We start from the raw sequence: 13,467 nt of genomic DNA, 5'->3' as shown, positions 1-13,467 counted from the left end.
TGCAAGGCACAGAGCATTGCAGGCATTTCGTCCCAAAATAAAACTTATCTACGTTTTATCAATTTTTGCTTAACCATAGCACCATTATCAAACTTCACTTGTGCTATATATGTGCCAACATTAAGGTTAGATACATTTATAACTCCATCAAAATTGTTTATCTCTTTGTTGCAAACGCGTTTTCCCTCTATGTTATAAAGTTCTACGGTTTCAATCTGCTTTGTGCCATTAGCACTTAGTTTTATGCTGTTTTTATTAAGCTCGCTAATTACAACGCTGTTTTGTAAGACTTCGTCTTTTACACTTAAGGTTTCCGATGTAAATACAATTTCAAAACGGTCGTTAAATTCACCTGTGCTAGAGGTAAATGAATAATCAGACTCTAGGAGGTTATGCGTTACATTCAGTAGGTTATCCTTTATAAAAATAGGATTAGTATTCATAAAATCTCCTTGCTTTTTCGGAATAGAAAAGGTGTAAACGGTAGCCTCTGTAATAGCGGTAAAAAAGCCTATACCAATAGTTTCTTGCGTATTAAGGCTCGTTGTAGCTTTCCCTTGTATAGCATATTTTGTGTCTGTATCGTTTTCAATTGAAGTATAGATTACAGCTGCTGTACCTGAAGAAAGAAAACGTGGCGAATCGTAAGCAGAACCATCATTGTTATCTGTGGCTCCATCTACATAAGCCACTAATATTTGATTAAATACTCCGTTGTCTGAGGTTAAATTTACCCAAAGCTTATTTTGCATAGGAGTGTTTGGTCTAAAAAACTGACTATTGCTTGTATTATCCGTCATACGCATAGCATTGTTAAAGGTTGCGTTGCCATTTGCTGCACCTTGCACAAAAAAGCCTTGACCAGAAGGAATATATCTATTAGGAATTACAGTAGAACCTCCAGCAATTTCTCCACTTCCTGAATTGATAATTGCATAATCATCTGATGAATAATTTAAAACTTCATTACCTCCAGCAGAGCTACTAGGTAAAGTAGCATGAGACCATAAATAGATGGCATCACCTACAACTGAAGCGTTTTCGGTAAAGAAATCATCAGCACTTATGGCAGAAGGGTATGGGTTACCAATAAAATTCCAATCGTTGTCTCCATTATCTCCGTTGTAGTAAATAGGTGTAGTTATAGTACCAGTGTTAAAAGGACCTGAAAATTCATACTCATAACTATTACCTGAGGTAAACCCAACTGGTGTATGCGTGGTAGCATAGCCAACACCAGGAGCTAAAACATCAGAGTTGCCTAATAAGGTCCAATCATCTCCGTTATCATCTATGTCATCATGACCCGAAACATAAGTATTAGTATTATCCACTTCCTCTAACACATCCAGGAAATTCTGAGCATTAAACCAAAATCTGTAGTTAGGGTTAGAGTCCGAAAAAGCAGTACTAGCAGTAGCACCATTTACCGGAGAGCTCCAATAGGTATAATCGTACCAATTTTTAAGGGCAGATGTCGATTTTTTTACAATAGACGTTCCTCCACTATTTACTGTAAAGGTTGCAGTGTCTTCATTTTGAACCAATGCACCAGAAGATTCTAAGGTAATATTTCCATCTACTACAACGTCATTTTCAATTTCTACATAGGTATCATTGTTTACGGTTAACTGAGCTCCAGAAGTAACGGTTAACGACCACGAGCTTATACTGCCGTTGGTAGTTGTAGAATAATTACTATCTATTGTAGTTATGGCTTCAATGTCTGGTGTTCCATTATTCCAAGTGCTACCATCCCAAGTAGTTTCGCGTCTTTTTACCTCACCAGAAAGGCTGATGGTTTCATCTACTTCTGGGTAAAGAATAGTTAAAACCCAAGCATCTGGAGCAGTGATGGTTAAATCTCCACTATAAGTACCTATGGCTAAACCCGATGCTAAGCGTACATACACAGTTACGGAGCCTAAATCTATAACAGCACCAGGAATGACAATGGAATTGCTAAATCCCGAAGATGATGATGTAGAGACTTCAAATCCTGCAGGAGCAGTAATGGTATAGGGTCTTGTTAATAACAGCCCATCATTAATACTAAAAGTTTGATTTGTTGATGGTCCTAAATTTACTTCATATTCAAAGTTTGATAAAGAAGTAGGATAAGAAAAGATTAATAATTCATTTGATGTGTTGATTTCTGTTGCGGCTTTATTACTATATCCATAACTGGTTAAAAAAGAAAATAATGATACAGCAAGTAACACCTTAATGTAGTGTATTTTCATATAGGTTGATTTGTTAGGGTTAGTTTTAATAGGGATTATAAAACTAGATACAATAACAGATTTACTACTGATAAAACACAGGATTTTTCGATAAAGTGTATGGTTGAGGGATGAAGCGTTAAAAAATATCGACGAAATACACTTTTTGAGATACTTGAGAAAAGAAATTAAAAAAGGGAGAATAAAAAAAAGCCCTTTTTTAATTAAAAGGGCTTCAAAATTTTATAAGGGATTAACTTTTAAATATTGAAAGTTGCTCCTATACTTATAGTAAATTGGTTGTAGATATAGTAACCAATATCTGTTTTATCGTCACTGTATTTAGCTAAAGGAAATGATGCTTCAGAGTATATTCCGAAACCTTGAGAAAAGAAATAACGTGCACCTACATGACCACCAAAGTTCTTTAAACTTAAGCTAAGTCCTGGATACAAATCAAAGTTAGGATCTATGTCTATTACATTTCCTAAGTTGGCATTAAATCTTGCTTTAAGGTCAAAACGGTCACCGAAGTCTGCATCTAAACGGTCATCAATCCCTAAGGCATAAGAAGAAGATACACCAACAGAGATGTTTTCTCCTAAGCCATAATCAAAAGTAACATTGATACCAGTTGCTTCATCCTGAAAATTAGCACCAATTTGAAGCTTTTGGTCTCCTTTGCCTTCAAAAGCTTGTGAGTTACCAAAGCTAAATGCCAATAATGCTACTATTAATACAATTTTTTTCATGTCAAAATTTTTAAAAATGTGGGCAAATATAACAATAGTATTTATAACTGTAAGAAAATTAGATAAATTGATTGGTGTTAGAAATGGCTTTTTCGTTTTTCCAATCAATCCATTTTTGTCCGCGTACGCGTCGCATTAAATTATCATAATTACGCATTAAAAAAACATTGTATAGCGCTTTGCCAAGATTTTTAGGATTTCTGGCAATGGCTCTAAGACTCATAGAAAAACCTGGTGTAATGTAGCGCATATAGTGCCAATAACCTTCTGGCATATAGAGAACTTCACCATGGTTTAAATCACAAATCCAACCTTTAGCATGTTTTAGCGCTGGCCATTTTTCTAAATCAGGATTGTGGAAGTCTATATCTTCTCTTGTAATTAAGGAGTGTGGTACTTTGTAGAGGTATTTATTCTGTTTCTGGTCAAAAAGGATGCATTGTTTTTTGCCTTCAAAATGAAAATGAAAGATGTTGGCCAAATCTATATCATAATGCATAAAGGTGTATGAATCTGTACCACCAAAAAACAGCATTGGAAGCCCTTTCATGAGTCTTAACCCAAAGTCTGGATATGTAAAATCCTTTTGAAGTTGCGGAACTTCCTTTAAGATATTCCAAAGAAAAATTCTGTACTTTGTAGGTTCTCGCTTAAGTAAATCCACATAGTCACTCATTTTCATGGTGGCATGTGCCTCATTAAAACCGTCCTTATAATCTACAGGTCTATCATCGTAAAGCGGAACGGTTTTATCACCAGCAACCTCTTTCATATAATCTAGACTCCATTTAGAATAAGCTGGCCAGTCTTCTATAAAACGTTCTATCACCACAGGTTTTTGAGGTTTAAAATAGTGTTTTATGAAGTCCTCCTTGGTTATTGTTTCAACACGAGGTATGTTTTTTAAATCTAATTGCAAAGTCAAAAAACTTTAGAATGCCAAAGTTAAGAAAACGTTACCAATTGGATTAAATTGTATAATAAAATTAATCTATAGGGTATGTGTAAACGCAATAAATAAAAAATGCCACTCAAATATAAGTGGCATTTATATTACTTAAATGTATAGCGTAAGCCAAACAAAACATTACTTGGCGGCATTGGTGTAAAACCAGACTCAATATAATCTGCATCAAATATATTGCTTGCGGTTACAGTGAATTCTGCTTGGTTTAATTTTACAGCAATAGAGGCATCCCAAACATTGTAGGTTTGTCCTGTGGTACGCTCTGCATATTTGTAAACAATATTCTGACTTACATTTTTAAACAACTGTGTGCTTAATCGTGTTGTGTACTGATGTTTTAAGGTGTTTAGGGAATAACGTGATAATTCCTCGTTTTGGTCTAAAATATTGTCATCTAAATACGAGTAGCCAAACGCTAAAGTTTGAGTATAGGTTTTGATATTAAAGTTGTAGGCAGCATCAAACTCTAGGCCTTTGGTGTTAACTTCAGTGATATTAGTAGCAGTAAAAACGTCTTCAGACACATCAGTCCTTATATAGTCTATGAGATTATCAGCATCTCTATTAAATACCGCAATACTTGCTGAAAGTTTAGGTGAGATGTATTTGAACCCAAGCTCTTGTGCAAAAGCTTCTTCTGGTTCTAAATCTGTATTTCCACTAGTTACAGGATCACTATAATATAAGTCAGTGTAGGTTGGTACACGATAGGTATAGCCAATATTACCATAAACCTTAAAGTTGTTGGTGATATCAAAACCAACATCCAGACCAGGAAATGCATGAAACTTAAAGTCCGAAAAATAGGTGAGTGCCACACCAGGAGTAATATCCAGTTTATTATCAAGTAAACTAAAACGATGTTCTAAGAAGATATTAGTCATAAAGCGGTTGCGCTGACCCAAATTGTTACTCCTTAAGTAAATTTTAGAAAGATCTATACCAAAACCAGTAATACCTAATTCTGAAGTATAAGAGGCGTTAGCTTCTGCTCCAATTTTATCAGAGATGTGCATATTTCTATAAAATTCTGGCTCATCTCGTCGTAATAAAAATAGATCCTGATTGCGTTTCCAGTAAACTCTAGGCTGAATTTTTAGCTTGCTTGTTCTGAATGTAGTAGTAAACGCAATTAAGCTGTTTTGTGTTTCTTCATACTCATGAAAAGTAGGGTTTGTAGTATAAAAGTTTTCTGCACCAAACTTGCGCTCTAAGAATGTTGCAGTCATTTCAATAGGTTGTGCGTTTTTATTGAAGGTACTTTTTAGGTAGTAATTAGCATTATCGTAGTCGGTATTAAAACGGTAACCTTCAGAAGTTACACGACCAATATGAACAATATGAGATGACTCTTCTAAATCCACACCAGCAGTAATATTGCCATTAAGTTGACCAAAAGAACCCGTTTCAACATTTAATGATGTAGAGTTTTTTAAGTTCTTTTTTGTTACAATATTAATGGCACCAGAAAAAGCGTTTTGCCCAAAAACCCTGGCAGCAGGTCCTTTAATTATTTCTATACGTTCAATCACTTCAAGAGGTAAAGCCGCATTCATTGTATGGTGTCCAGTTTGTGCATCGTCCATTTTAATGCCATCAATAAGCAAAAGTGTTTGGTCAAAGCCACCTCCTCTAATGTAAAGATCGGCTTGGCTACCACCAGTACCACGTCTGCGGATGTCAACACCAGCTACTTGTTGTAAAAGATCGACAAGATTTATAGCGGCACTGTTTTTAATATCCTTGGCGGTAATTATATTTATGGTTCTAGAATTTTCTCTAAACGGTAAATCGATACGTGTGCCAGTTATCGTTACAGAATCGAGTTGCTGTGTGGTTTCTTGTGCATTAAGCTGAGTAATAGCAAAGCATAGTATTGCAAGAAGGTTAATTTTATTTTTCATTTTTAGTTTTAAATTGAAAGTACAAAAGTCGTAACTTTCCGGACGATTAAAATAGTCCACTTTTAAAACAATGAATAGTCCGGTTGGTGCCATTTTAAAACAACTCATTACTTACGATAAATCTATAGTACAACCTGTCTATGTACAGGTGGCACAGCAGATTGTTAATGCTATTCAGCGTGGCTATTTGTCTAAAGGTACCAAATTGCCAGGTACCAGAACGATGAGTCAGTTACTAGAAGTTCACAGAAATACTGCAGTTGCTATTTATGATGAGTTAGCCTCACAAGGTTGGGTAGAGATTATTGCTAATAAAGGCACATTTGTATTATTTCCGGAGCAGACCACAGCAAAAATAAAAGCTACTGCAGCACAAGTGCATCAGGCTTATAACTATCCTAAAGAAGCTGGTTTTCCTTTTCAGCAGTCGTTTCATTTGGCTTCAAAATTCCAAAAAACAGAAGCTAAATATATTATTAATGATGGTAAGCCAGATTTACGGTTGCATCCTACGCATCAATTTTCGAGATGGTACAGTGCAGCTATGAAACGAAAACCGCTTATACAAAAATGGAATAAGGCAGCAACAGTTTCTGCATCTGTTTTTAAAACTCAATTGAGCAATTACCTTAATGCTACACGAGGGTTTCATATACAGCCTAGCAACTTGCTCAATACACGTAGCACTGAAATGAGTCTCTACATTGTGTCTCAACTTTTAATAAAGCAAGACGATTTGGTGTTGGTTGGGCAGTTGAGTCATTATGCTTCAAACACTATTTTTCAGGAAGCTGGTGCTACAATACGAACCATTCCTGTTGATAATGAAGGCTTGGACGTAGATTATATTCGTAAACATTTTGTAAAGAAGCGAATTAGGTGTGTTTATGTAAGTGCACACAGACATTACCCAACCACAAAAAAGCTCAGTGCCAAAAGACGATTAGAACTTTTGCAGTTGGCAAGAGATTATGGTTTTGCCATAATTGAAGATGACTATGATTACGATTTTCAGTTTGATGGTTCTGCAATGCTACCAATGGCAACAGCAGATACAAATGGTATGGTAATTTATTTGGGTAAAATGGGACAATCGTTGTTTCCTAGTTTTCAGTCTGGATTTGTTGTGGCACCAGAAAACTTAATTGCTGAGGCCGATAATTATCTTACGCTTTTAGACGAACAAGGAGATATTATACAAGAGCAAATGTTATCCGAGTTAATTTCTGAAGGTGAGATTTATAGATTGCTCAAAAAAAATATTGTAACCTACAAGCAGCGTAGAGATCTATTATGCGAGTATTTAGCTGATTATTTTAAAGATATTATACATTTTAAAAAGCCTGCTGGTGGTTTAGCCATTTGGTTGCAGTTTTCATCGCCTATATCGTTGGTAAAACTAGCAGAAGAGGCAGAAAAATTAGATTTATTTTTACCTAAAACAATACTATATCAAGATAAAAACACCTGTGCTATAAGATTTGGTTTTGGCCAGCTGAATGAAAAGGAAATAGAAATTGTTGTGGTTAAGCTAAAACAGGCTTACGATATTGTTGTTAGTTCTTAACGGAAAGGGTTGTTTTACAATTGTCGCATTTATATTCATAACGTGCACTAAAAGGAAGCGTACCAGATAATATACCCAATAGAAAATGAATAAAGGACTTAAAACTGTTTATAGTTGAATATAAACTTACGTTACTACTACCACAATTAGAACATGTTATAGCATTGCCGTTATCGTCTAATGTATAAGCTGAAATAGATTGTAGAATGTCGCGAGCTTTAGCTTCATCTTCAGCAAGTACATTTAGTTTTATACCTCCAATGGCTTGGCTTACCAAAGGATCTGTATCAATGGTAATGTTATCTTTTAAGAATACCTGTATGCCATCAGACTCTAATCTGCCTTTAATAATTTCAGCTTCTGCAGAATATTGAAATTTTGCAACGGTAACGAAGATGTTTTGCATGCTGTAAAGATAAGTAAGACCTTTTAGGTTTTCAAAATAAAAAGGTTTAGAGAATAAATAATATAAACATATAACCACAGCTAACCTTTATGTTTAAAGACAAGTTAAATCAAGGTCATTTGTAAAACTTTAGATTAACAACCAAGTGATATTTTAGAGTACGTTGAAGACTAAAATATTTTATCTTTACAATCTATGTATGCCTTAGTAGATTGTAATAATTTTTATGCGTCTTGTGAGCGGGTTTTTAACCCTAGCCTAGAAGGACAACCAGTTGCTATCCTTAGCAATAATGATGGTTGCGTCATTTCTATGAGTGATGAAGCTAAAGCATTACAATTACCATTTGGAGCGCCAATTTTTAAATGGGAAGGTTTTTGTAAGGCAAATAATATTAAGGTGCTTTCATCTAATTATCCATTATACGGAGATATGAGTAGTCGTGTAATGCGAATATTGGAACATTACACACCAGATGTTGAGGTTTATAGTATTGATGAAGCCTTTCTACAGTTTAAAGGGTTTAAGGATTGCGATTTTAAGGATTATGGGAGTCAAATTAGAACACGTATTTTAAAATGGACAGGTATTCCAACCTGCGTAGGTGTAGCACCAACAAAAGCATTGAGCAAAGTTGCCAATAAGATTGCTAGAAAGTTTCCTAATGAAACAAAAGGAGTTTATGTTATAGACTCAGATGCCTCTAGGATTAAGGCTTTAAAATGGATGAAATTGGAAGATGTTTGGGGAATTGGCAGAGGTCTTCAAAAACGATTAAAAGCAAAAGGTTGTAAAACAGCTTATGATTTTACACAATTACCAGATGATTGGGTGCGCAAAACGTTTTCTATAACAGCGTGGAAGCTTAAAAAAGATTTAGAGGGTGTTTCTAAAATAAAATTAGACGAGCCAACACGTAAGCGAGCTATTGCCACAACCCGAAGTTTTGATTATACCTACGACGATATTAATTACATAAAGGAACGTATTTCTACTTTTGCATCGAGTTGTGCAGAGAAATTACGTAAACAAGGCTCTAGTTGCCATATGATTATTGTAACTTTAAGCAGTAACAGGCATAAAAAAGATTTAGAACAACATCGCGGAAGCACAATTGTGAGTTTTCCATATCCAACAGACTCATCATTGCTAATTAGTAGAGCAGCTGTTAATGCAGTTAAGTCTATTTACAAAAGTGGTATTAAATATAAAAGAGCAGGAGTTATTGTTACAGGTTTGGTGCCAACGGACAACTATCAGTTAGATATGTTTAACAAAGAAGACCCTAAGCACAAACCTTTAATGTCTGCCATAGATACTATAAATAGAAAATATAAAAGCGATAAAATTAAAATAGGAAATCAAGATTTAGAACGTACTTGGAAAATGCGCCAAGAACGTTTGTCCCCAAGATATACCACGAATATTAACGACATTATTGTAGTAAAATGATAACAAAAACATCAGGAAGTTTAACTTTTTTTGTGCCAGAAGCTGTTGAAGGAGCTGGTACAAACTTTTTTGACACAGGTATTTCAGCAGGTTTTCCATCTCCAGCAGACGACTTTAAAGAACAGCGTTTGTCCTTAGATGAAGAACTTGTAAAGAATAAAGAAGCTACATTTTATGCAAGAGTAAGTGGGCAATCTATGATAGGAGCAGGCTTAGATGATAACGACTTGTTGGTTATAGATAGAAGTCTAGAGCCTGAAAACAATAAAATAGCAGTTTGTTTTTTAGATGGTGAATTTACTGTAAAACGTCTTAGAGTATCTGGTGGCGAAGTCTGGCTTCAGCCAGAAAATCCAGATTACCCAATTATAAAAATTACAGAAGACAATGACTTTGTAATTTGGGGCATTGTAACTAATGTAATTAAAAAGGTTTAGTTCTACTTTTTAATAAATTTTCTTAACTCACTAATGCCAGAGTCTGAAGTTAGTTTAACAAAATAGACACCCTCACTTAAAAAAGAACAGTCTATACTATTATCTTCAATGATTCCGGTTTTTAGAAGCTGCCCACTAATATTAGTAATGGTATAGTTTTTAATACTTGACAATTTATATGTAGAAATGTGTAAATTATCAACTACAGGATTCGGGTAAATGGTCAAGTTAGTGTAACTATAGTCTTCGGTTGATAAAACTCGGCTTAAAGCATTAAACGCATTAACTCTCCCAGCACCATAGTATTGATCCCAACCAACAGTATCTTGAGCATCACCAACCAGATCTTCAGCAGTATCTCTTAAAATTGCTCTAATCTCATCTACAGTTAGATTAGGGTTTAAAGAAAGCATAAGAGAACATATTCCAGATACAAGAGGTGTTGCTTGAGAGGTTCCTCCCCAATATGAATTATAATTATTGTCTGAGCTATAAGAAAGCCCATACATATAATTTCCAGGTGCAACAACATCAATATGGTTACCATAGTTACTGCCACTTGTATTACTCCAGAAAAAAGGCTCAGTCCTTTCATCATTTGAGTCTGTAGATCCTACGGCAATTGTATTTGTAAAAGCAGCAGGATAGTATGATACGTTGTTGTTAAAATTCATCATACATGCCACTACAATAATACCATTATTGTAAGCTGAGTTAATTGCGGTTTCGTAAGCGACTGAAAACCCACTACCACCAATAGAAATGCTAATGATTTTAACGTTGTTGGCTATTGCATAATAAAACGATTCAATGATATTAGAGGTAAATCCAGAATTATTATTGTCTAACACTTTTAGAGGCATTACTTTGCAGCTCCAATCCACTCCTGCATATCCAATACCATTATTTCCAGTCGCAGTGGCAATACCAGCAACATTAGTACCATGACCATGATCGTCAGTAGGGTTATTGTCATCGTTTACAAAGTCCCAACCATTAATATCATCAATATACCCATTACTATCTGTATCAGTACCATTAGTAGTTTCATTTGGATTAGTCCAGATTCTACCTGTAAATTCTGGATGAGTCATTCTTAAACCCGAATCCATTACAGCCATAGTTATATTTGGATTTCCTGTTGTATGATCCCAAGCTTCAATCATATCTATATCTGCATCTACTGTAGAAGGTGATAGGTTAAATGTACCATCATTATGCAAAGCCCATTGTCTAAAAAAATAGGTGTCATTTGGCGTTGTAGTAAACAAGATATTTTCTGTGTTTTTAGTTGGAGTTAATTTGTCTTCTTTTTTTATACCCGATCCATAATTTATAAAATCTGGTTCTACATATAGAAACAGATTTGTGTTTTTTAATGCATCAATAACAGCTTCGACCTCTATTGTATTATTAAACTCAATTAATATCGGTCTATTATTTATTTTATTGGATTTTGAATATGCTTTATCAAGAAGTTTAATTCTTTTAATTGAAAAATCATTATAAAGGAATTGAAGCGCTTCAATAGCACCAATATCATCAATAGCACTTATTTGTTTAGAGTCATTAAAAGAAAAGAGAATTCTATTCTTAGCAAACTCTGAGTTTTGCGAAAAAATAATTTGAATAAATAGAATTGCAATAAACGTGTAGAATAGCTTCATAGGATATGATTAATTTGTTGAAAATAAAGGTAATAAAAAAACGTGAAGCAATTTGCTTCACGTTTTTTTATTATTTGAGAGATCTTATTAAAATCTAATCAGCTAAAATAATTAGCTTATTATCTTTCATTTCAATCGTACCAGAATTAATCTTTACGGTCAATACTTTATTATCATCATTATGAGGAACAACTTCAGTGTGTAACTCATCAAATACAAGATGACTTTGTGTGTGTGTATTAATTCTTATAGTACCTTCTTTTAAAATAGATACAATAGGAGCGTGATCTTTTAACATCTCAAACTCACCATTTACACCTGGTACAACTACAGAATCAACTTCTGAACTAAATAAAGTAGCTTCTGGTGATACAATTTCTAAATACATAGTTTTTAGTATTTAGTAATCAGTATTTAGTAATTAGTAGCGACTGCATACTACTTACTGCATACTGCTTACTGTTTTTAAGCTTCTGCTAACATTTTCTCTCCAGCTTCAATAGCTTCTTCAATAGAACCTTTAAGGTTAAACGCTGCCTCTGGTAAGTGATCTAATTCACCATCCATAATCATATTAAAACCTTTAATAGTTTCTTTAATATCAACTAATACACCTGGTATGCCTGTAAACTGCTCAGCTACGTGGAATGGTTGTGATAAGAAACGTTGAACACGTCTTGCTCTACCTACAGCCATTTTATCTTCTTCAGATAATTCTTCCATACCAAGGATAGCAATAATATCTTGTAATTCTTTGTAACGTTGTAATAACTCTTTTACACGCTGTGCACAGTTATAGTGGTCAGCACCTAAAATATCAGCTGTTAAGATACGTGATGTAGAATCTAAAGGATCTACCGCAGGATAGATACCAAGCTCAGCAATCTTACGAGATAATACAGTAGTAGCATCTAAGTGGGCAAACGTTGTTGCAGGAGCAGGATCCGTTAAATCATCCGCAGGTACATATACCGCTTGTACAGATGTAATAGAACCTTTTTTAGTTGAAGTAATACGCTCTTGCATCGCACCCATTTCAGTTGCTAATGTAGGTTGGTAACCTACCGCAGATGGCATACGACCTAATAATGCAGATACCTCAGAACCAGCTTGTGTAAAACGGAAGATGTTATCTACGAAGAATAATACATCTTTTCCTTGTCCATCACCAGCACCATCACGGAAATATTCTGCAATAGTTAAACCAGATAATGCCACACGAGCACGAGCTCCAGGAGGTTCATTCATTTGTCCGAAAACGAAAGTAGCTTTAGATTCTTTCATGATTGACTTGTCAACCTTTTGAAGATCCCATCCGCCTTCTTCCATAGAGTGCATAAAGTCATCACCATACTTGATAATTCCTGACTCTAGCATCTCACGAAGTAAATCGTTTCCTTCACGTGTTCTTTCACCAACACCTGCAAATACAGAAAGTCCACCGTGACCTTTAGCAATATTGTTAATCAACTCCTGAATTAATACTGTTTTACCAACACCAGCACCACCAAACAATCCAATCTTACCACCTTTTGCATAAGGCTCAATAAGGTCGATTACTTTAATACCAGTAAATAAAACTTCAGTAGACGTTGATAAGTCTTCGAATTTTGGAGCTTGTCTGTGAATAGGTAAGCCAGCATCACCAGCTTTAGGTAAATCACCTAATCCATCAATAGCATCACCAATTACATTAAAAAGACGTCCGTAAACATCTTCGCCAATTGGCATTTGGATAGGAGCACCAGTAGCAGTAACTTCTGTTCCTCTGCTTAAACCATCAGAAGAGTCCATTGCAATAGTACGTACAGTATCTTCACCAATGTGAGATTGTACTTCTAGTACTAATTTTGAACCATCTGGGTTGTTAATTTCTAACGAATCATAAATCTTTGGAAGCTCTGAACCAGCAGCGAATTCTACATCGATAACTGGGCCTACGATTTGTGCAACTTTACCTGTAACTTTTGACATTACTTATATGTTTTTGTTTTGCAATAATTTAAATATGAAAAACAGCTCGTTTTTCGCGCTGCAAAGATATAGTTTTATTTAAAAAAACTAGGCTTTTTTGAATAAAAAAAACACGCTTT

General features: G+C 34.8%; 11 protein-coding genes. 3 read left to right on the top strand and 8 right to left on the bottom strand.

The annotated features are described in order from the left end of the window. Positions 1 to 44: 44 nt before the first annotated feature. From ACFFGA_RS01700 to ACFFGA_RS01685, 4 genes are all read right to left on the bottom strand, one after another. Positions 45 to 2,243 carry a RemA C-terminal-like gliding motility protein gene (locus tag ACFFGA_RS01700; RefSeq protein ID WP_386058746.1) on the bottom strand — a complete coding sequence of 733 codons (2,199 nt, stop codon included), beginning with the start codon at positions 2,241 to 2,243 and terminating at the stop codon, positions 45 to 47. 239 nt (positions 2,244 to 2,482) lie between these two features. After that, entirely contained in the window at positions 2,483 to 2,974 is a 492-nt protein-coding gene (locus ACFFGA_RS01695; protein WP_386058743.1) for a DUF6646 family protein, read from the bottom strand. Between the two features lie 58 nt (positions 2,975 to 3,032). Next, positions 3,033 to 3,893, bottom strand: coding sequence for a cupin-like domain-containing protein (locus ACFFGA_RS01690; RefSeq protein ID WP_386058740.1), 861 nt, complete (start codon positions 3,891 to 3,893; stop codon positions 3,033 to 3,035). Between the two features lie 134 nt (positions 3,894 to 4,027). Then, complete coding sequence (locus ACFFGA_RS01685; protein WP_386058737.1) at positions 4,028 to 5,845, bottom strand: TonB-dependent receptor plug domain-containing protein; 1,818 nt, start codon at positions 5,843 to 5,845, stop codon at positions 4,028 to 4,030. Positions 5,846 to 5,915: 70 nt separating this feature from the next. Here ACFFGA_RS01685 and ACFFGA_RS01680 point away from each other — a divergent pair, with 70 nt between their 5' ends. Next, on the top strand, positions 5,916 to 7,412 hold the full coding sequence (locus ACFFGA_RS01680; protein ID WP_386058734.1) for an aminotransferase-like domain-containing protein: 1,497 nt from the start codon (positions 5,916 to 5,918) through the stop codon (positions 7,410 to 7,412). Here the strand turns inward: ACFFGA_RS01680 and ACFFGA_RS01675 are convergent. Beyond that, entirely contained in the window at positions 7,402 to 7,818 is a 417-nt protein-coding gene (locus tag ACFFGA_RS01675; protein ID WP_386058731.1) for a putative signal transducing protein, read from the bottom strand. The two genes, ACFFGA_RS01680 and ACFFGA_RS01675, sit on opposite strands and share 11 nt — an antisense overlap. Positions 7,819 to 8,013: 195 nt before the next feature. Between ACFFGA_RS01675 and ACFFGA_RS01670 the strand changes: the two genes are divergently transcribed. Beyond that, positions 8,014 to 9,270, top strand: coding sequence for a Y-family DNA polymerase (locus ACFFGA_RS01670; protein WP_386058729.1), 1,257 nt, complete (start codon positions 8,014 to 8,016; stop codon positions 9,268 to 9,270). Further along, complete coding sequence (locus ACFFGA_RS01665; protein ID WP_386058726.1) at positions 9,267 to 9,707, top strand: LexA family protein; 441 nt, start codon at positions 9,267 to 9,269, stop codon at positions 9,705 to 9,707. Before ACFFGA_RS01670 ends, ACFFGA_RS01665 begins: the two co-directional genes overlap by 4 nt. A gap of 2 nt (positions 9,708 to 9,709) precedes the next feature. Here ACFFGA_RS01665 and ACFFGA_RS01660 read toward each other — a convergent pair whose 3' ends face one another. From ACFFGA_RS01660 to atpD, 3 genes are all read right to left on the bottom strand, one after another. Further along, on the bottom strand, positions 9,710 to 11,374 hold the full coding sequence (locus ACFFGA_RS01660; protein WP_386058723.1) for a S8 family serine peptidase: 1,665 nt from the start codon (positions 11,372 to 11,374) through the stop codon (positions 9,710 to 9,712). A 94-nt stretch (positions 11,375 to 11,468) separates the two neighbouring features. After that, on the bottom strand, positions 11,469 to 11,762 hold the full coding sequence (locus ACFFGA_RS01655; RefSeq protein WP_386058721.1) for a F0F1 ATP synthase subunit delta/epsilon: 294 nt from the start codon (positions 11,760 to 11,762) through the stop codon (positions 11,469 to 11,471). Positions 11,763 to 11,839: 77 nt separating this feature from the next. Beyond that, positions 11,840 to 13,348: a F0F1 ATP synthase subunit beta gene (gene atpD / locus ACFFGA_RS01650; RefSeq protein ID WP_386058718.1), complete on the bottom strand. Its 1,509-nt coding sequence runs from the start codon at positions 13,346 to 13,348 to the stop codon at positions 11,840 to 11,842. Positions 13,349 to 13,467 lie beyond the last annotated feature (119 nt).

The organism is Winogradskyella pulchriflava (assembly GCF_042434315.1).
In the GTDB taxonomy this organism is placed as follows: Bacteria; Bacteroidota; Bacteroidia; order Flavobacteriales; family Flavobacteriaceae; genus Winogradskyella; species Winogradskyella pulchriflava.
Note: the sequence above shows the minus strand (reverse complement) of the source record. Positions and strands in the feature narration are given on the sequence as shown.